The sequence below is a fragment of the Nocardioides sp. NPDC004968 genome (genome assembly GCF_040608935.1).
GTDB lineage: Bacteria > Actinomycetota > Actinomycetes > Propionibacteriales > Nocardioidaceae > Nocardioides.
Genome location: NZ_JBEXJF010000044.1, coordinates 13,617 through 33,464 on the forward strand (window position 1 = coordinate 13,617; position 19,848 = coordinate 33,464).

Sequence of the window (19,848 nt, forward strand, 5' to 3'; positions counted from 1 at the left end):
CCGTCTGATTGGGTGGGACTCGTGAGTGTCGCCTACCGCCTTGCCCCGCCGCCGAGTGCTGCCGCAGTGCCGGTGCTCGACGAGCACCAGCGGTCGGTCGTGGAGCATCCCGGCGGACCGCTGCTGGTGCTGGCCGGACCAGGGACCGGCAAGACGACCACGCTGGTGGAGGCGGTGGTCGACCGGATCGAGAACCGCGGCGTACGTCCTGACCAGCTGCTCGCGCTGACCTTCTCCCGCAAGGCCGCCGAGCAGCTGCGCGACCGGGTGACCGCGCGGCTGGGGCGGACGCTGTCCGGGGCGGTCTCCTCGACCTTCCACTCCTTCGCCTACGGGCTGGTGCGCCGCTACGCACCGGCCGAGCTCTACGCCGCCCCGCTGACCCTGCTCTCCGCACCGGAGGCCGATGTGGTGCTGCAGGAGCTGCTGGCCGACCACCCGGAGTCGGTGAGGTGGCCGGAGCGGTTCCGGATGGCGATCGGCACCCGCGGGTTCGCGCGTGAGGTGCAGACCGTGATCGCGCGGGCGCGCGAGCGTGGGCTCGACCCCGACCAGCTGGTGGCGCTCGGCCGGGAGGAGAGCATCGAGGAGTTCGTCGCGGCCGGGTGGTTCCTGGAGCAATATCTCGACGTGCTCGGTGCGCAGTCGGCGATCGACTACCCCGACCTGATCATGCGTGGGGTGATCGAGGCCGAGCGGCATGCGGCCGAGCTCCGGGCCGAGTTCGCCTGCGTGTTCGTGGATGAGTATCAGGACACCGACCCGAGCCAGGTCGCGCTGCTGCAGGCGCTCGCCGGGAACGGGCGCGACCTGATCGTGGTGGGTGACCCCGACCAGTCGATCTACGGGTTCCGGGGCGCGGACGTCAACGGGATCCTCGACTTCCCCTCGCAGTTCCTGACCCGGGAGCGTCGGCACGCGCCGGTGGTGGCGCTCGGGACGACCCGCCGGTTCGGGTCGCGGCTGCTGCGGGCGTCGCGGTCGATCGCGGCGGGCATCTCGGTGCGCGGCTCGATCCCGGCCGCGGCCTACGACACCTTCCGCAACCCGCATCCGCTGGCTCAGGACCCCGGCCGGGCCGAGGTGCTCACCTTCGACACCGATCGCGCCGAGACCGAGCACATCGCCGACCTGCTCCGCCGCGCGCATCTCGAGGACGGCATCGACTGGTCCGACATGGCCGTCCTGGTGCGCTCGGGCCGCACCTCGATCCCGCAGCTGCGCCGATCGCTGACCGCCGCCGGCGTACCGGTCGAGGTCGCCGCCGACGAGACGCCGCTGGTCCGCGAGCCCGCCGCCGCGGTCCTCCTCGACGCTCTCGGGATCGTCGTCGACGCCGACGTCGAGTCCGACCTCGACGAGCGCTACGTACGCCCCGACCGCTGCGAGGAGCTGCTCACCGGTCCTCTCGGCGGCCTCGACGCCACCGACGTCCGCGCGCTCACGCGCACCCTGCGGGCGAGGTTCCCCGACGTCGCCGCGCACGATCTCGTACGCCGCGCCGTGCTCGATCCGTCGCTGCTGGTCTCCGCCGTCGGTCGAGCCGCGAGCGCCAGCGAGCGTGTCGAGACCAACACAGTCGATGCGCGCGCCGAAGCGGACCGTGTTGGTCTCGACACGCCTCCGCCTAGCGGCTCCGGCGGCTCGACCAGCGGGGGCGAGGAGCGGGTGCTGGGGCGGGTACGCCGGCTCGCGGCTCTTCTCGCTGAGGCGCGTGTCGCGCTGAAGGAGGGGGCCGGGGCGGAGCAGGTGCTGTGGACGCTGTGGGACGGTGCCGAGTGGGGGCAGCGGCTGCGGGCGCAGGTGGAGTCGGGTGGCGCGGCGGCGCGGCTGGCCCACCGTGACCTGGACGCGGTCGTGGCGCTCTTCGACACCGCCGCCAAGATCGAGGGTCGTCAGGAGTTCACCTCGGTGGAGACCTTCCTGGCCACGCTTCGTGCCCAGGAGATCCCGGCCGACACCCTGGCAGACAAGGGCGTACGCGGCTCGGCGGTGCGGCTGCTCACCGCCCACCGCTCCAAGGGGCTGGAATGGGGGCTCGTGGTCGTCGCCCACGTCCAGGAGGGCGCCTGGCCCGACCTGCGCCGGCGCGACTCGCTCCTCGGCCCCGACCGGATCGCCCCGGCGCTGCCGGACGGCCGTCACGGCGGGCTGCTGCCGCCACTGACCCGCTCGGCGATGCTCGCCGAGGAGCGCCGGCTCTTCTACGTCGCCGCCACCCGCGCCCGGTCCCGGCTGGTCGTGACCGCGGTGAAGTCGCCCGACGACGACGGTGACCAGCCGTCGCGGTTCATCAACGAGCTCGGCCTGCGCGAGGACCAGATCCGTCACCGCGTCGGCCGGCCGACTCGACCGTTGTCGCTGGCCGGTCTGATCGCCGAGCTGCGCCGCACCGCCGCCGATCCGGCGCAGCCCGACGCGCTGCGCGAGGCGGCCGCGAGAAGGCTGCAGAAGCTGGCCGCCACCGAGGTGCGCGGCAAGCGGATCGCGCTCGCGGCCGACCCGTCGACCTGGTGGGGGCTTCGGGCCCCGACGTACGCCTCGGCCGCGGTGCGTCCCGAGGGCCGTCCGATCACGCTGAGCGCGTCGGCGCTGGAGGCGATCCTGACCTGCCCCGCGCAGTGGTTCCTGGCCCGCGAAGCGGGCGGGGCCGTCACCGACTCCTCGAGCCAGGGGTTCGGCAAGGTCGTGCACGCGATCGCCGAGCAGCTCGCCCGCGGCGACCTCGACGCTGCCACCGTCGAGGACCTGATGCCGTTCGTGGACGAGGTCTGGGGCCGCCTCGAGTTCCGTACGCCGTGGTCCGCTGCCCGCGAGCGCGAGGCGGTCCAGGACGTGCTGGCCAGGTTCCTGACCTGGCACCGGCGCCCCGGCGCACGGACCGTGATCGGCTTCGAGGAACAGCTGACCGCGAAGGTCTCGCTGCCCAGTGGTGAGACGGTGCGGCTGAACGGCTATGCCGACCGCCTGGAGCTCGACGAGAGCGGCCGGATCGTCGTCGTCGACCTGAAGACCGGGAAGTATCCGCCCACCGCGCAGGAGGTCAAGGAGCACGGCCAGCTCGGCCTCTACCAGCTGGCCGTCGAGCACGGCGCCGCGTCCGAGCTCGCGCCCGGGGCGACCTCCGGGGGAGCGGAGCTTATCCAGCTGCGCCATCCCGCGGGTTCGGGGAGCGAGCTGCCGAAGGTGCAGGTGCAGGCACCCGAGCCGCCCGAGATCGTCGCCCAGCTGGAGAAGGCGGTGGCAACGGTCCGGGCCGAGGAGTTCGTGGCCAGGCCCGGCAAGCAGTGCGACCGGTGCCAGTTCGTCGCGCTCTGCCCGGCGCAGACCTCGGGCTCGGTGCTGTCATGAACGCCGGAACGAGCACCGCGATGAAGGTCGAGACCCCCGAAGAGCTCGCCAAGCTGATGGGCCACGACTGGCTCTACAGCGAGGAGCAGTTCCGCGCGATCACGGCTCCGCTGGAGCCGGCCGTGGTGATCGCCGGCGCGGGATCCGGCAAGACCGCGGTGATGGCCGCTCGAGTCGTCTGGCTGGTCGCCACCGGCCGCGTACTCCCCGGGGAGGTGCTCGGTCTGACCTTCACCACGAAGGCGACCGCCGAGCTGGCCACCAGGATCCGGGAGTCGCTGCAGAAGGCGGGGCTGTGGCCCGAGCGGCGCGAGGGTCCGCCGCGGCCCGGTGAGGAGGACGACGAGCCCACCGAGCCGACCGTTTCGACCTACCACTCCTACGCCTCCGGCCTGCTCTCCGAGCACGGGCTGCGGATCGGCCACGAGCCCGACACCCGGCTGATCGCCGACGCGACCCGCTACCAGCTCGCGGCTCGAGCGGTGGCCCGGCACACCCACCCGGTGGAGAAGCTGACCGACTACCCGAAGTTGGCCGTCCAGCAGCTGCTCGCGCTCGACTCCGAGCTCTCCGAGCACCTCGTCGACCCCGCCACGCTGCGGGCCTACGACCGCAACGAGCGGTCGCTGTTCGCGCTGGAGGTGGCCGACCTCAACGCCCAGCTGGCCGACGGGAAACGGGTCAAGACCAAGCTGACCAAGGTCGAGAAGGCGATCGACGCGATCGACAAGCGCTACGAGCTGCTCGACCTGGTCGACGGCTACCGGCGGCTCAAGGACCGGCTCGGGCTGATGGACTTCTCCGACCAGATCGCGCTGGCCGCTCGGCTGGCCGTGGAGACGCCCGAGGTCGGCGAGATCGAGCGCGGGAAGTTCAAGGTCGTGCTGCTCGACGAATACCAGGACACTTCGGTGGCCCAGGCCCAGATGCTCGCCCGCCTCTTCGGCGACGGACACCCCGTCACCGCCGTCGGCGACCCCAACCAGGCGATCTACGGCTGGCGCGGTGCCTCGGTGAGCAACATCCTCGAGTTCGGCCGCGACTTCCCGGCGAAGGACGGGAGACGCCCCGCCTACTCCCTGACCGTCAACCGCCGCTCCGACGCCCGCATCCTCGACACCGCCAACCATCTGGCCGCCCAGCTCTACGAGGGCCGCGAGAAGGAGCGCCTGGTCGCCGCCGAGGGCGCGCGGGATGGTGAGGTGCGAGTGCATGTCCACGAGACGTACGACGATGAGCTGCTCTGGCTCGCCGACAAGGTGACCGAGGCCCATGAGGCGGTCGGGGAGTGGAAGGAGATCGGCGTGCTGACCAGGGACAACTCGCAGGCGGCAGCGGTCTTCGACGCGCTCACCGCTCGCGAGATCCCGGTCGAGATCGTCGGCCTGAAGGGGCTGCTACGGCTGCCCGAGGTGGCCGAGGTCGTGGCCACGATGGAGCTGCTCCACGATGTCACCGCCAACGCCGCGCTGCTCACGCTGCTCGCCGGTCCACGGTGGGCGATCGGGCCGCGCGACCTGGCCATCCTGGGTCGACGCTCCCGCGACCTGGCCGGCGTCATCGGCGGCGCGGAGGAGTTCGCCGACATCGAGCGGCAGCTGGAGGCGGCGGTCGAGGGCACCGACCCCACCGAGATCCCCTCTCTCAACGACGCGCTGGAGGATCCCGGCGACACCTCCGACTATGACTACTCCCCACAGGCCAGGGAGCGGTTCAAGCTCCTCGCCGACGAGCTCCGCGGGCTGCGCCGGGCGGTCAACGAGCCGCTCCTCGACCTGGTCCGGCGGATCATCGACGTCACCGGCATCGATGTCGAGCTGGCTGCCTCGGTCTCCCCGGCAGCCTCGGCCAGGCGAGACAACCTCGACCTCTTCGTCCAGGCGGTCGCCGACTTCGAGGGTCTCGACGGTCAGGTCACCCTCGCCGCGCTGCTGGCCTACCTCGAGGCGGAGGACGAATACGGCCAGGGCCTCGACGTCGCCACGCCCTCGGAGGCCGACTCGGTCAAGCTGCTCACCGTCCACCGCGCCAAGGGCCTGGAGTGGGACGTCGTCTTCCTGGTCGGGGTGACCCACAAGAAGTTCCCGACCGGCCAGACGCGCTCGTCGTGGCTGACCGTCCCGTCGGTGATGCCCGCTGCCCTCCGCGGGGACCGCGCCGATCTGCCGCAGCTCCACGGCCACGACGCCGACTCGATCGACGAGCTCCTCGCCGAGCGCAAGGAGCACGAGCGCGTCGAGGAGCTCCGGCTGGCGTACGTCGCCTGGACCCGCGCCCGCCACATCCAGTTCGTCTCGTGCTGGCGCTGGTCACCCTCGCTCAAGGAGGGGCGTGGGCCGTCGGTCTACGTGGAGAGGACCCGCGAGGCGCTGCTCCAGTGGGGCGCCAAGCCCGACCGGTGGGCCGAGGTCGTTGTGAAGGGCGAAGAGGAGAGTCCTTACGCCGCGCAGGAGGTCGACCTGCCCTGGCCGATCAACCATCACACTCCAGAGGTGGAGCGCCGTCTGGAGGCGGCGAGGTTGGTCCGGGAGGTGACTCCGGGACCCGACGATCTCGACGACCTCACCCTGCTCGAGACGGTGAACCAGTGGGACGAGGAGATCGAGCGGCTGCTCACCGAGGCGGAGCGCGAGCGCGCTCCGGAGGTGGTCGTTCCGCTGCCGTCGTCGCTCTCGGCCACCGCCATGTCGAAGCTGCGCGACGACCCGCTCGGTTTCGCTGCCGACCTGGTTCGCCCGATGCCCCGCAAGCCCTCCTCCCAGGCCCGCTTCGGCACCCGGTTCCACGCCTGGGTCGAGGCCCGCTTCGGCCAGCAGGACCTCTTCGACCCCGACGACCTGCCCGGTCGCGCCGACCACGGCATCGAGGACGAGTCCGGTCTCGAGGATGTCATCGCCGCCTTCGAACAGGGCCCGTTCGCCGACCGGCCCCCGTACCGGGTCGAGGCGGCCTTCGCGATCGTCCTGGCAGGTCAGGTCGTACGCGGCCGGATCGACGCCGTCTATCAGGAGCCCGACGGGAGCTTCCTGATCATCGACTGGAAGACCAACCAGACCCAGAACGCCGACCCGCTCCAGCTGGCTCTCTATCGGCTTGGGTGGGCTGAGCTGATGGGAGTGCCGTTGTCGCGGGTTCGGGCGGCGTTCTACTACGTGCGGTCTGGACGGCTTGTCGAGCCTTCTGCTCTTTCTGATCGGGAGGAGTTGGAGAGGATCTTGGGCGGGGGTCGCTGACCCGTTTTTCGGGGGCTGTTTGCCGCCGACCCGTTCTTGGAGGGTGTTCTCGTCGAACCCCGGAGTAAAGGACGGCCTTCGGCCGCCGGCTTCGCCGGTCGCCTTCGGCGATCCTTGACACCGGGCTCCGTCGAGAATTTTGGCTGGTTATCGGGTCGGCGGCAGGGGTTTGGTGCGGAGGTTTGGGTTGGGTGGGGGCTTGGGATCTTGGGTGGTCGTCGCGTCTGCGTCGGTCAGGTGGGTTGTGCGGAAGAAACTCGTCTCAAGATGCTGCCTCGACTGGGGTGGGGTTGGTGGGGTGAAAGAAACTTTTCTTTCACGCGGAGACCCATGTCTGCTGTAGGTGTGGAGCGGTCACCTGCCGTGGGTGAGTGTGCCGTGGCCACACTCGGGCCGCCGCCCCGATAGCCAGCCAAATTCTTTCTCGACGTGGTCCGGTGTCAAGGACCGCGAAGCGGCCGGCGTAGCCGGCGGCCGAAGGCCGTCCTTTACTCCGGGGCAGGTCGAGAAGACCCTCGAAGAACGGGTCGGCGGCCCAGCCCAGCCCGAAAGATCAGTCCCAATCCAAACGCCAGACCAAGACACCAACCCGAACCGACGTGGGGATCAACTACTTCACCGTCCGCGCAACCTCCGGCAACTCACCCGACTCACGCAACGAGTCGAGCAGGTCACCGGGCATGATCCAGACGGTGGCAAGTGGGAACGGACGTTCGCGCAGCATCACCGCACCGGTGACGAACGCCGGCTCGCCGGAGGGGCAGGAGAAGACGATGTCGTCGCCCCACTCCCACTCGCGCTCGACGATGGTGGGCAGCATCCACCACATCAGCCAGTTGCGCTCGGAGTTCATCGCCGAGGGGCGGCGGGGGCAGTTGTCGTCGTAGGCGACGACCGCGTCGGGGTGCTCGGCGAGGATCGAGCGCAGGTCGTCGACGACCGGGGTGGCGTGGTCGAAGTGGTCGTGGAACTTGTCGGAGGCCACGTCGGCGACGGCAGACCCGGCGGTGCCCACGACCAGGACGAGCGCGGTGACGACCACGGCGCGTACTCGGTCAGCTCTCGCTGAGCTCAGCCGAGGGCTGAGCCGGGAGAGGGCGGCGAGGAGCGTCCAGATCGCCAGCGGTACCAGGGCGCACAGGGTCGCGATCAGCCAGAAGCGGTTGTCGTTGGTGAACGACGGGATCGGCCCCGGCTGTGGGAACTCGCCGCCCGGAAGCGCCCACCACCACGGGATCGCGCCGGGGATGTGTGCCGGGGTGGTGTAGGCCCAGGTGGGTGCGTCGGGGGCGACCACGAGGATGGTCACCAGCGAGATCCCGGCGACGATCACCCAGGTCCAGACGAGGACCGCACGGGAGCGTACGGCCTGGATCGCCGCGCAGACCCCGGCCAGCACGAGGACCGCGAAGACCGGGTCGATGTAGCGTCCGTAGATCCAGTAGTCGAAGCGCCGCCACTCCATGGTGAACAGCGAGTACTCGTTGCCCCAGTTCAGGCAGCTGAGGACGTACATCGACCCGGCCGCGATCAGCACGAACCCGGCCGGCCCCACCTGTCGTGAGCGGAGCTCCTTCCAGAACAGGGCGGTCACCACGACCAGGCCGACGACCACGACGCCGAAGCTGCCGATCATCTGGGTCCAGGCCTCGCCGGCGAAGGTGTCGACCCAGTACCGGGGGTTGGCCTGGGTGACCTTCTCGAAGAAGCCCTGCGCCTGGATGAACTTCCACGGCACCAGTTGCGCGTGGAACCAGAGCGCGGCCTTGTTGGCAATCACGGCGAGCACGCCAGTGGCGACCAGTCCGACGAGGGCGATCTGCCACCTGCGTACAAGAAAGAAGATCAACCACAGCGCGACCGCCGCGACGAAGACCTGCATCCGGGCATGGGAGAAGAGCGCGAGCCCGGTGAGCAGGCTGAGCAGGAGTACGCCGCGGTAGGTCGGTTTCTCCCATAGCCGGAACGCGGCCAGGGTCGCCAGGACGACGAGCAGCGTGACCAGCCGCTCGGAGAGGATGTAGTCGGCCTGGATCGCGCGCGGCGGTAGGGCCATCACGATGGCGCCGGCGACCACACCCTGCGCCGGCGTGACCCCGCTGAGCCGCACCGCGACCCGAGCCAGCGGCCAGATCGTGAGCATGCTGATCACCAGACCGACGACGATCGCCAGCTGGTAGAACGTGAAGACGTTGGAGGTGACCAGCCACAACGGCGCCAGCAGCACGCCCCACCCGGGGTAGTAACCGGGGGTGTTCAGCTGCGGCGAGTCGAGTCCGAGGACGGTCCGTCCGTGGATGACGGTGCCGATCTCGTCGTACATGAACGAGAGGTTGGAGCCCCAGGCGATGTAGACGTTGATCGCCAGAGCGACCACGACGGAGACGACAGCGGCGATGCGCCAGAACCGATCCACGCGGCGGAACATATACCCACCTCATAGGCTCTGACGGGTGGACTCCCCGAAGCTGCCCATCCATCTGCGAATCATTCAGGATCCCCACGACCGCTCCGGCCACTTGCGCGCCGACGACGGCTGGGTCGACAAGGCTTGGTCGGACGAGACCACGAGGGTCCTCGTGGTCGCCGGCAACAGGGTCGAGCCGTCAGGCAGGACCGGCGTGAGGTGGCGTACGCCGGGGGACTCGCCGGAGGGGATCCGGCTGCTCCTCGGCGACACCGCCGAAGGTGCCCGGTTCGCGGTGCTCACCGGTCGCGAGGAGGCCGGCGAGACGTGGCGTGATCTGCGCGGGCTCTTCCCCGCACTGCTCGCCGACACGACCGAGGCGAGCTTCCTGATGCACGCGATCGGACTGGCCGAGTGGCACCGGGCGACCCGGTTCTGCTCCCGGTGCGGCGGCAGCCTCGAACCGCGCTCAGCCGGTCACGAGCTGGCCTGCGCGGAGGGACACGTGATCTTCCCGCGCACCGACCCGGCGGTGATCATGCTGGTGACGTCAGGGGAGCCCGGGAGCGATGAGGAGCGTTGCCTGCTCGGCAACCACACCCGCTGGCCCGCGCCCAACTTCTCCACCCTCGCCGGCTTCGTCGAGCCGGGGGAGTCGCTCGAGGACGCGGTCCGCCGCGAGGTCGCCGAGGAGGTCGGCGTACGTGTCGGGCAGGTCGACTACTTCGGCAACCAGCCCTGGCCGCTGCCGGCCAGCCTGATGCTCGGCTTCTTCGCGCACGCGGCGTCGACCGAGATCACGGTCGACGAGGACGAGATCCGCGAGGCGCGCTGGTTCACCCGCGCGGATCTCGCCGCGGTCGCGAAGAGCGGTGAGATCAAGCTGCCCAGCGGCATCTCGATCAGCCGCTCGCTGGTCGAGGAGTGGTACGGCGGGGAGCTGCCCGGCTCGTGGTGACCGGCGTCAGACCAGCTCGGCGAGCTTCGCCTTGACCTGAGCGATCGACGGGTTGGTCATCGCGGTGCCGTCGGAGTAGACGAGGGTCGGGACGGTCTGGTTGCCGCCGTTGACCTGCTCGACGATCTGCGCGGCCTCCGGGACCTGCTCGATGTCGACCTCGTCGAAGGTGATGTCTTCACGGCCGAGCTGACCCTTGAGTCGCTGGCAGTATCCACACCAGGGTGTGGTGTACATCGTGAAGCTGCTCATCGGGGGCTCTCCTCATTCAGAACTGTCGGTGCGAGCCAATAGTCTTGGCCTGCAAGGCATAACGTTCCCACCCCGAGGAGCCATTCCCAATTGAACCCTGCCCCGCCCATGACCCCCGAGTCCCTCCTCGCCGCCCTCGACCCTGAGCAACGCCGGGTGGCGGAGGCACTGCGGGGTCCGGTCCGGGTGCTGGCGGGTGCGGGGACCGGCAAGACACGGGCGATCACCCACCGGATCGCCTACGGCGTCGCCACCGGCGTCTACGCGCCCCCGGAGGTCCTCGCGGTCACCTTCACCACCCGGGCGGCGGGGGAGATGCGGCAGCGGCTGAGGGCGATGGGCGCCGGCGCGGTCCAGGCGCGCACCTTCCACTCCGCGGCCCTGCGCCAGCTGCGGTTCTTCTGGCCGAAGGTCTACGGCACCGAGCTGCCCAACCTGACCGAGTCGAAGATCCCGCTCATCCGCGCGGCCGCGCAGCGCCAGCGGATCAACGTCGACCAGGCCCAGGCGCGCGACCTGGCCTCGGAGATCGAGTGGTCGAAGGTCTCCAACGTCCACCCCGACGACTACCCGAAGTCGGCCGAGGCTCGGGGCCGGGAGGTCGGCGGGCTGACGCCGGCGATGGTCGGACACATCTATGCGGCCTACGAGGACGTCAAACGCACCCAGGCGCGCATGGACATGGAGGACGTGCTGCTCCTGACCGCCGGCCTCCTGGAGCATGACGAGCGCGTCGCGGCGCAGGTCAGGCGACAGTACAAATGGTTCACCGTCGACGAGTTCCAGGACGTCTCGCCGCTCCAGTCGGCGCTGCTCGACCTGTGGCTGGGCGGGCGCAGCGAGCTCTGCGTCGTCGGCGACCCGGCGCAGACGATCTACACCTTCGCCGGAGCCGACGCCGCCTACCTGCGTGACTTCCCGAAGAAGCACCCCGGCGCCACATCGGTCGAGCTGGTCCGCAACTACCGCTCCTCGCCGCAGGTCGTGAAGGCCGCCAACAAGATCCTGGAAGGTACGCCGAGCGCCGGTGTCCAGCTGCAGGCCCAGCGCGACTCCGGGCCGGCCGTCGAGCACGTCGAGCAGCCAGATGAGGTCGCCGAGGCCGAGGGCGTCGCCGCCGAGATCCTGCGTCTGCACCAGTCCGGCAAGCCCTACAACGAGATGGCGATCCTGTTCCGGATCAACGCCCAGTCGGAGGCCTACGAGGACGCGCTCACCGCGCGCCGGATCCCGTACGTCCTGCGCGGGGCCGCCAGATTCTTCGACCGGCCCGAGGTCCGCGAGGCGGTGACCCGGATCCGCGGTGCGGCGCGAGGCGGCCAGGGTGCCGTGATCGGCGACGAGCTGCTGGAGTCGGTCCACGGGATCCTCGCCGGGATGGGCTGGACCTCCGAGCCGCCCGAGGGCCGGGGGCAGACCCGCGACCGCTGGGAGTCATGGCAGGCGCTGATCGACCAGGCGCGCACCTTCTCCGCGGCCGGCGGCGACCTGGCCGGGCTCGTCGCCGAGCTCGACCGCCGTGCGGCCGAACAGCACGCACCGGTCCCGTCGGGAGTGACCCTGGCGACCTTCCACGCCGCCAAGGGCCTGGAGTGGGACTCGGTGTTCCTGGTCGGCCTCCAGGACGGCACGATGCCGTTCATCCTCCGTGGCGAGGAGCCGACCCCGGCCGAGATCGAGGAGGAGCGTCGGCTGCTCTACGTCGGCCTCACCCGGGCGCGGGTGGACCTGACCCTGTCCTGGGCGCTGGCACGCCAGCCGGGCCAGGCCGCGCGGCGCAGGCCGTCGCGGTTCCTCGACCCGCTGCGACCGGCTCGGTCCGCGGCGCCGACCCGTCGCCCCGGCTCCGGGAAGGCGCGGATGTGCAAGGCCTGCGGCGGCCCGCTCGGCTCGGCGGCCGAGAAGCGGATTGGCCGTCACGAGGGCTGCGACGCGCCTTACGACGAGGAGCTCTACGCCCGGCTGAAGCAGTGGCGCAAGGAGACCGCCGAGGAGATCCGCAAGCCGGCGTTCGTGGTCTTCACCGACGCGACCCTGGAGCAGATCGCCGAACAGAAGCCGGGCACGCTCCAGGATCTGCAGCGCATCGCTGGCATCGGCCGCAGCAAGGTGGAGACGTACGGCTCGGAAGTCCTTCAGGTGATCTCCGCCGAGGCCTAAAAGTCCTTCACGGAAATTCGTCGAAATCAACGGGTTTAATCGTTTGCGGCCGACCTGTCCGGCCGGTTACTGTTCTTTCATCAAGTAAAGCCGCGCGCCGATGAGGCGCGCCCGACAGCCCCGAAGGAGGTGGCCCCGATGAAGCTCAACATGATTCAGACGCCGATCAATGGCATCGCCATGTCCGCGTGCGGCCACCCCGAGCTGTCCAGCCCGACCTGGGCCACCCCGGCTGCCGGTGCCTTTATGGGCGCCGGTTACGGCACGCGCTTCGAGGGACTCGTGTCCCCGCAGGCGGATGCCATCAAGGTCAAGTCCCACGGGATTCGAGCCTGGAGCTGTCCGACTACGTAGAACCACGTAGTCACAGCAGCCTCCAGGCCGCGGAACCCGAAACCCGGGATCCGCGGCCTTTCTGTTTCTCAAAACCCGCGATCAGTCACAAAGGAGGTGTACATATGACCAGCATTCTCGAGCCCGAGGTCACTCTCGGCGTTCTCCACGACCGCGCCAACCGCTACGACGAGGACCAGCTGCCCTGCCGGGTCAACAACCCGGAGCTGTGGTTCGCCGAGTCTCCCGCCGACGTCGAGTTCGCCAAGACGCTCTGCGCGACCTGCCCCGTGCAGCCGCTCTGCCTCGCCAGCGCCCTCGACCGGCGTGAGCCCTGGGGCGTCTGGGGCGGCCAGCTGCTCCTGCAGGGGAAGGTGATCCCCCGCAAGCGGCCCCGTGGCCGGCCCCGCAAGGACGCCGCCTGAACGACCGAGCACCTCAACACCAGCAGCCGTTTCAACGACGAAAGGCCAACAGCCATGAACCCGATCGTGATGACCATGGGCGCCGGAGCCCGCTGACCAGCAGGAGAAGCAAACAGACATGAACACCAACCGAGTACGGAGCACTCAGATGAACTTGCTTTACGAAGACCTGGCGCGCGCGCAAATGTCCGCGCGCCTGGGAGAGGCGCGTGAACTGCGGCGAGGCCATGCCCTCGTCAAGGCCGCTCGCCTGGGCCGCAAGGCCGAGCGAGCCGCCGTCCAGGCGAAGCTGGCTCTTGCCCGCGCGCTGTAAGTCCCCCATGGGACCCCAGACCTCACCCCTCTGATCGCGGGTGTGGAAGATGACCGGCCAGTCCGAGAAACCCTCGGACTGGCCGGTCCTATGTTTCTGTCCCCATTCGGGTCAGAGGTCGGTAGCGATGATCCTCTCGATGTTCCGCTCCGCGAGGGCGGTGATCGTGACGAACGGGTTGACGCTGGTGTTGCCTGGGATGAGCGCTCCGTCGATGACGTAGAGACCGTCGTAGCCGTGCAGCCGGCCGTAGTTGTCGGTCGCCTTGTTCAGGACGGCGCCGCCCAGCGGGTGGTAGGTCAGGTGGTCGCCCCAGATCTTGTTGGTGCCGAACAGATCGGTGCGGTAGATCGTCCCCTCCTTCTTGTTGATCTTGTCGAAGATGGTCTTCGCCATCGTGATCGAGTCCTGCTTCCACGCGGTCTGCCAGGACAGGTCGACGTTGCCGCTGGCCGAGTTGTAGCTGAACGCTGCCCGGCGCTGGGTCTTGGTGATCGCGAGATAGAAGGACGCGAACGTCTCGAGACCGGCAGGCAGTGGCGCGACCTCGGCGAAGGCGCCGCCGGCGTCCCAGTTGTCGATGCCGGAGCACGGGATCGTCGACTGCACGTCACCGGTCGGGTCCCACATGTGGTTCGCCCGCCCGACCATCACGTTGCCGTTGTCGCCCCATCCCTGGCCGACGTCGCCGTTCAGTGCGGGCAGCGCGCCGGTCGCCTTCATCTTCACCAGCAGCTTGCTCGTGCCGACGCTGCCGGCCGCGAAGAACACCTTGCCCGCGTTGACCGTCTTCGTCGCCACCACGTCGCCGGCGGTGTTGATCTGCTCCAGGACGACGTCGTACCCACCGGCTGCCGCGGGCCGGACCGAGGTGGCCCGGTGCAGAGAGGAGATGGTGACCTTCCCGGTGGCGGCCGCCTGAGCAAGGTACGTCTTCGGCAGCGTCCTCTTGCCGTGGTTGTTTCCGTAGATGACCTCCTGGGCCAGCGCCGACTTCGGGACGCTGCCGTTGTCCTCGGCCATCATGTAGTTCCAGTCGTACACGTCCGGGACGAACGTCCACGCGAAGCCTGAGCGCTGAGCGTGCTTCCGGCCGACGCGTGAGTACTGGTAGTAGGAGGTCCGTTCGAACCAGTCGGGGTCGACGGATCCGACGCCGAGGGCGGCATTGGCCCGCGGGTAGTAGGTGGAGTACATCTCCGCGGCATCGACCGAGGGGAGGACGGCTCCGAAGTTCTCCCGCTTCGGGGTGACGGCCATGCCTCCGTTGACGAGCGAGCCGCCGCCGACGCCGCGTCCCTGGTAGACGGAGATTCCGGCGAAGTCCTCGGCGTCCAGGATGCCGGCATGCTTGGTGATGTTCGTGTCGATGGGGAACCCGAGGAAGTTGCTGAGCGGCTGCTTGGTTCGGGTGCGCATCCAGAAGGCGCGGTGATCTGGGCTGGTGATCTTCGGATGGATCTTGCCGTCGCTCCCTGGTGCGACTGTGGCCCAGTCCTGCCCCATCTCGACCATGTGGACGTTGATGCCGGCCTGGGCCAGGCGCAGGGCCGCGACCGAGCCGCCGTAGCCGGTGCCGATGACCAGCACCGGGACCTGTGCGCCGTTGCCGATCGACGACGCCGCAGCTGATGCCCATGTCGGGCTGGCTCCGAATGCTCCTCCCAGCATCCCGACACCAGCCAGTGAGCCCGCGCCGAGCACGAACCCTCGGCGTGACAGGCCCCGCGACCTGTCCTCTCGTGGTGTGTTGCTCAAGATGACCTCCCTTTTCATCACTGATCTTCATCACTGATTGCTAGAACATGTTCTAGTATGCCGGTGGGGGTGTCACAGATTCGCAACATTCACGCAATCGGGCAACGCAAACCAACAGGGCAACCGGCAAGGGAGATCGCATGGTCAGCGCATGCGTTTGGGGCACGGGAAACATCGGTCGACTCGCCATCCGCGCGGTCGACGCACATCCACGACTCGAGCTGACGAGCGTTCTCGTCCACGACCCCGAGAAGGTCGGCCGGGACGCGGGCGACCTCGCGGAGCTCGGCCGTGATCTCGGCGTCGCCGCCACCGACGACATCGACTCGGTGCTCGCGACACGTCCGCAGGCGGTGGTGTACGCCGCATCGGGCGACATCCGCCCGGACGAGGCTCTCGCCGACATCGTGCGTGCGCTCGGGACCGGGGCCGTGGTGGTCACGCCCGCCCTCTACGCGCTCTACGACCAGCGCAACGCTCCGCCGGAGATGCGTGAGCCGGTGCTGGCCGCGATCGCCGAGGGCGGCGGGTCGCTCTTCGTCTCCGGTGTCGACCCGGGGTGGGGCAACGACGTACTGCCGCTGCTCGTCAGCGGCCTGGGCAGCACCGTGGACGTCGTCCGCTGCCAGGAGATCTTCGACTACTCCACCTACGACCAGCCCGACTCCGTCCGCTATCTCGTCGGGATGGGCCAGCCGATCGACTACGACGCCCCGATGCTCGCTGAGACCGTCCCGACGATGGTGTGGGGCGGCCAGGTCAGGCTGCTGGCCCGTGGCCTCGAGGTCGAGCTCGACGAGATCCGGGAGACCGTCGAGCGGCTGCCGCTGGACGAGACGGTGACCACCGCGTCGATGGGCGACTTCGAGAAGGGCACCCAGGGTGCGGTGCGCTTCGAGGTCCAGGGGATCGTCGCCGGGGAGCCGCTCATCGTCGTCGAGCACGTCACCCGCATCCATCCCTCATGCGCCCCGCACTGGCCGACGCCACCCGACGGCGACGGCGCCCACCGGGTGATCATCGAGGGGGACCCACGCATCGAGGTGACGGTCGAGGCGACCGACAAGGCCGGCAACCGGGCGGCGGGCGGCAACGCCACCGCGGTCGGACGGCTCGTCGGCGCGATCGAGTGGCTCGTCGACTCGGCCCCCGGCCTCTACGACGCGCTCGACGTACCGCTGCGTCCGGCGACCGGCAAGCTCGGCGCGGCCAAGGCCGCCCAGGAAGGTGTGACCGCATGATCGTCGACGTTCCCGACGGGCGGGATCCGATCGAGTACGTCTGGGGCGAGATGGTCCCCGGAATCGGTCCGGCTGCCGCCGGCCTCTCGCTCGCGGTCTACGAGCACACCACGCTCGGGCTCCGCGAGTTCGAGGCCGCCCGGTTGCGGATCGCGCAGATCAACGGCTGCGTCTTCTGCCTCGACTGGCGCACCGAGCGAGACGGCGAGATGGTCGAGGAGTCGTTCGCGGAGGCGGTCGAGGAGTGGCGTACGACGGACGCCTTCGACGACCGCACCCGGCTCGCCGCCGAGTTCGCCGAACGCTACGCGATCGACCACCACGGCATCGACCAGGACTTCTGGGACCGGATGTCGGCCCACTACACCGATGCCGAGATCGTCGAGCTGAGCATGTGCCTCGGATCGTGGCTGGCGTTCGGCCGCCTCAACCACGTTCTGGGCCTCGACACCGCCTGTGTCCTGCCTTCCCGGAGGTAACACGGCGCTGACATTCAGGTGATGCAGAATTTCGGTGTTGCACCCTCTGAAGCGCAGGATTTCGACCTATCGTTGAGCCATGAAGACCTGCGATTTCTGCGGATGCTACGAGGCCGACCCCAACCGCCTCCTCGCGTGGACCACCGCGGTTGAGCGTGGGCGTTCGAAGTCGTTCTGCGAGGCCTGCTCGCGACGTCACGTGCGCTCCATGGAAGCCAAGCTCGACTCCGACTGGTGGGCCTGACCCCACTTCACATCCTCTGCGGCGCCTCGATCCCGAGGAGCCTGAGTCCCTCTGACAGCACTCGCCGGGTCGCCTCGCACAATGCGAGCCGGGTCTGCCTGACCTCACCCTCCGCCTTGAGCACCGGACAGTTCTCGTAGAACGCCGTCAGGGCGGTCGCCAGGCCATAGAGGTACGCGGTCAGGTGATGCGGTTCCAAGGTGTCGGCGACCTTGGCAACCACCGTCGCGAAGCCGGTCAGCTCCAGCGCCAGCCGCTGCTCGGCCGGGTGGAACAGGGTGTTGATGGCGTACGTCTGCTGCGGAGCCTGCGCGAGGATGCTGCACACCCGGGCGTGGGCGTACTGCAGATACGGGCCGGTCTCGCCGGTGGTGGCCGACATCCGGGCGAGGTCGAAGACGTAGTCGCGGGCCAGATTGTTGGAGAGGTCGGCGTACTTCACCGCGGCGTTGGCCACGGCGCGTACGACCCCGGGGCCGGCGTAGCTGGCCGCGGCGGCCTCCTCGGCGGCGTCCAGCAGGGCGGTCAGCGAGACCGTCTCGCCCGAGCGGGTCTTGAACGGCCGGCCGTCGGGGCCGAGCACGGTGCCGAAGCCGATGTGCTGGACCTCCACCGAGTCGGGCAGCCAGCCGGCGGCGCGGGCGACGGCGAAGACCATCTCGAAGTGCTGGCTCTGCCGGTGGTCGACGATGTAGACGACCCGGTCCACGGCCAGGTCGTCGACGCGGTGCCGGATCGTGGCGAGGTCGGTGGCGGCGTACCCGAACCCACCGTCGGCCTTCCGCACGATCAGCGGCAGCGGGGCGCCGTCACGGCCGGTGAAGCCGTCGGGGTAGACGACCTGGGCACCGGCCGACTCGGTCAGCAGACCCGATGCCCGAAGGTCCTCGACGACGCCCGGAAGCTGCGGGTTGTAGCGGCTCTCGCCGTCGAAGTCGTCATCGGTGAGGAGTACGCCGAGCCGGCTGTAGGTGGCCTCGAACTCGGCCATCGAGGCGTCGACGAGCGCATGCCAGAGCGCGAGGGTGGTCGGCTCGCCGGACTGGAGCGCGACCACCCGCTGCCGGGCGGCGCCGGCGAAACCCTGATCGTCGTCGAAGCGCGCCTTGGCCCGCTGGTAGAGCGCGAGCAGCTCGGTCATGCCCAGGTCGGCCACCGTCGCCGGGTCGGTGAGACCCTCGCCGAGCAGCTCCTCGACCAGCATGCCGAACTGAGTGCCCCAGTCGCCGAGGTGGTTCTGCCGCACGACGTCGTGGCCGGCGTAGGCCAGCACACTGGCCAGGGAGTCGCCGATGACCGTGGAGCGCAGGTGGCCGACGTGCATCGGCTTGGCGACGTTGGGGGAGGAGTAGTCGACGACGACCCGATTCAGGCTCTCCGGGGTGGGTACGCCCAGGTGGGGGTCGGTCAGCAGGTCGCCGACGACCGCGCCGAGCACGGCCGGGGACCAGGTGATGTTGAGGAACCCGGCGCCGGCCAAGTCGAGGGTGCCGAGGCGATGTATCGAGCTGGTCGAGATGGCGCCCAGATCGACGGCGTCGATGAGGCGGGCGCCGATCTCCCGCGGCGGCAGGCCGAGCGGACCTGCCAGCCGCAGCGGCAGGTTGGACTGGAGGTGGCCGAACTCGGGCCGGGTGGCCGGCCGCAGCTCGGGATCGATACCGGCGTAGGCGTCGCCGAAGCAGGCGACGACGGCGTCCTGCAGGTATGCGGACAGGGCAAGAGTGTGCTCGTGCACGAGAGTGGTCCTAGGAGGTGAAGAGGGCAGGCTGACGCGAGGGCGGGGTCAGAGACCCATGCCTCGTCGTCGCAGCGCGCTCTTCGTGACCATGTCCGCAAGGGTGCCGGAGGCGTCGGCGCAGGTCAAGCCGGTTCGCCCGCCGCCGTGCCGGCAGAGGCGATCAGGTCCCAGGCACATCCGCAGTAGGGATGCCGCAGCCAGGGCCGGACGGTGGGCGCGTCGTCACGGGCGAGGACCACCGACGCCGACCACGAGGCCGGGGTGCGTCCGGCGAGGTAGGTGCGGGCGTCGCGTACGGCCCAGGAGAGCGCGAGCGACTGCAGCAGCGCGTCGCTCGGCACCTCGTTGCCGACGAGCTGGCTCACGACCACGGCCCTCCGCTCGTCCTCCTCGGCGAGGGCCGCGTCTACGCAGCGTAGGCACGCGGTGACCCCGGGGACGACCAGCGGGCCCACCGTCCAGGTGTCGGGTCCGCTCTCGACGACGAGGTGTGCCCGGCCCTCGCGCACCAGCTCGTCCGCTCGTTCGCGGTCGAGCGGTCCCTCGGAGAGGAGCACGACGATGTCCGGGATGCTCGGCGTTGCCGGCGCAGGTCCGATCAGCGCCCGTGCCGCCGAGAGCGGGGCGGGCGGACCGTCGAAGCCCACCGGTGGTGGCCGGTCGCCGCCGTCCGCGTCGATGAGCAGACCGGCGTTGCCGAGCTGCTGCATCGCGTGCCGCCCGGGCAGGTGGTCGGGCTCGACCGCCCGGCCGGCGGCGAGGTCGGTAAGCAGGCGGCGTACCTCCACGCCGTCCTGCACGATCGCCCGCCGTGGCGGGTCGATGCCGATCTGGAGTCGGGTCTCATCACGTCGTACGGCCACATACCCCGGCCGAATCCGGTAGCGCGTGCTCATGCCGGGGAGTCTCACACCACGCTGGAATTCCTGCACCGACAATCCACAATGCCTGTG

The 19,848-nt window shown here is 69.7% G+C and carries 15 protein-coding genes; 10 read left to right on the plus strand and 5 right to left on the minus strand.

Going from position 1 to position 19,848, the window contains the following annotated elements:
- Positions 1–21 precede the first annotated feature (21 nt).
- Together ABZU72_RS25555 and ABZU72_RS25560 are read left to right on the plus strand one after the other, a co-directional pair.
- Complete coding sequence (locus tag ABZU72_RS25555; protein ID WP_355021591.1) at positions 22–3,351, plus strand: ATP-dependent DNA helicase; 3,330 nt, start codon at positions 22–24, stop codon at positions 3,349–3,351.
- Complete coding sequence (locus ABZU72_RS25560) at positions 3,348–6,584, plus strand: ATP-dependent DNA helicase (protein WP_355021592.1); 3,237 nt, start codon at positions 3,348–3,350, stop codon at positions 6,582–6,584. Before ABZU72_RS25555 ends, ABZU72_RS25560 begins: the two co-directional genes overlap by 4 nt.
- A gap of 610 nt (positions 6,585–7,194) precedes the next feature.
- On the opposite strand, the gene ABZU72_RS25565 is transcribed toward ABZU72_RS25560, so the two are convergent.
- A complete protein-coding gene (locus tag ABZU72_RS25565; RefSeq protein ID WP_355021593.1) occupies positions 7,195–9,000 on the minus strand; it encodes a hypothetical protein in 1,806 nt (601 codons plus the stop codon).
- 37 nt (positions 9,001–9,037) lie between these two features.
- On the opposite strand from ABZU72_RS25565, the gene nudC reads away from it, so the two are divergent.
- Entirely contained in the window at positions 9,038–9,949 is a 912-nt protein-coding gene (gene nudC / locus ABZU72_RS25570; protein ID WP_355021594.1) for an NAD(+) diphosphatase, read from the plus strand.
- 6 nt (positions 9,950–9,955) lie between these two features.
- Here the strand turns inward: nudC and ABZU72_RS25575 are convergent, their stop codons facing one another.
- Entirely contained in the window at positions 9,956–10,201 is a 246-nt protein-coding gene (locus ABZU72_RS25575; RefSeq protein WP_045551315.1) for a mycoredoxin, read from the minus strand.
- 108 nt (positions 10,202–10,309) lie between these two features.
- Between ABZU72_RS25575 and ABZU72_RS25580 the strand changes: the two genes are divergently transcribed.
- The 4 genes from ABZU72_RS25580 (at position 10,310) to ABZU72_RS25595 (ending at position 13,432) form a co-directional block, all read left to right on the plus strand.
- Entirely contained in the window at positions 10,310–12,361 is a 2,052-nt protein-coding gene (locus ABZU72_RS25580; RefSeq protein WP_355021595.1) for an ATP-dependent DNA helicase UvrD2, read from the plus strand.
- Positions 12,362–12,499: 138 nt separating this feature from the next.
- Positions 12,500–12,715, plus strand: coding sequence for a hypothetical protein (locus ABZU72_RS25585; RefSeq protein ID WP_355021596.1), 216 nt, complete (start codon positions 12,500–12,502; stop codon positions 12,713–12,715).
- Between the two features lie 104 nt (positions 12,716–12,819).
- Positions 12,820–13,119, plus strand: a complete 300-nt coding sequence (locus ABZU72_RS25590; protein ID WP_355021597.1) for a WhiB family transcriptional regulator — start codon at positions 12,820–12,822, stop codon at positions 13,117–13,119.
- A 148-nt stretch (positions 13,120–13,267) separates the two neighbouring features.
- Positions 13,268–13,432, plus strand: a complete 165-nt coding sequence (locus ABZU72_RS25595) for a hypothetical protein (RefSeq protein WP_229788002.1) — start codon at positions 13,268–13,270, stop codon at positions 13,430–13,432.
- A gap of 111 nt (positions 13,433–13,543) precedes the next feature.
- Here the strand turns inward: ABZU72_RS25595 and ABZU72_RS25600 are convergent, their stop codons facing one another.
- Positions 13,544–15,190: a GMC oxidoreductase gene (locus ABZU72_RS25600; RefSeq protein ID WP_355021598.1), complete on the minus strand. Its 1,647-nt coding sequence runs from the start codon at positions 15,188–15,190 to the stop codon at positions 13,544–13,546.
- A 140-nt stretch (positions 15,191–15,330) separates the two neighbouring features.
- Here ABZU72_RS25600 and ABZU72_RS25605 point away from each other — a divergent pair, with 140 nt between their 5' ends.
- The 3 genes from ABZU72_RS25605 (at position 15,331) to ABZU72_RS25615 (ending at position 17,154) form a co-directional block, all read left to right on the plus strand.
- On the plus strand, positions 15,331–16,431 hold the full coding sequence (locus ABZU72_RS25605; protein WP_355021599.1) for a dihydrodipicolinate reductase: 1,101 nt from the start codon (positions 15,331–15,333) through the stop codon (positions 16,429–16,431).
- The gene (locus tag ABZU72_RS25610) at positions 16,428–16,910 is read left to right on the plus strand and encodes a carboxymuconolactone decarboxylase family protein (RefSeq protein ID WP_355021600.1); all 483 of its coding nucleotides are present in this window, start codon (positions 16,428–16,430) and stop codon (positions 16,908–16,910) included. The genes ABZU72_RS25605 and ABZU72_RS25610 overlap by 4 nt, the downstream gene beginning before the upstream one ends.
- A 79-nt stretch (positions 16,911–16,989) precedes the next feature.
- Positions 16,990–17,154 carry a hypothetical protein gene (locus ABZU72_RS25615; protein WP_168381087.1) on the plus strand — a complete coding sequence of 55 codons (165 nt, stop codon included), beginning with the start codon at positions 16,990–16,992 and terminating at the stop codon, positions 17,152–17,154.
- Positions 17,155–17,161: 7 nt separating this feature from the next.
- Here the strand turns inward: ABZU72_RS25615 and argS are convergent, their stop codons facing one another.
- The gene (argS, locus tag ABZU72_RS25620) at positions 17,162–18,859 is read right to left on the minus strand and encodes an arginine--tRNA ligase (protein ID WP_355021612.1); all 1,698 of its coding nucleotides are present in this window, start codon (positions 18,857–18,859) and stop codon (positions 17,162–17,164) included.
- A 158-nt stretch (positions 18,860–19,017) separates the two neighbouring features.
- Positions 19,018–19,791 (minus strand): hypothetical protein, encoded by a 774-nt coding sequence (locus ABZU72_RS25625; RefSeq protein ID WP_355021601.1) that lies wholly within the window; start codon positions 19,789–19,791, stop codon positions 19,018–19,020.
- Between the last annotated feature and the right edge of the window lie 57 nt (positions 19,792–19,848).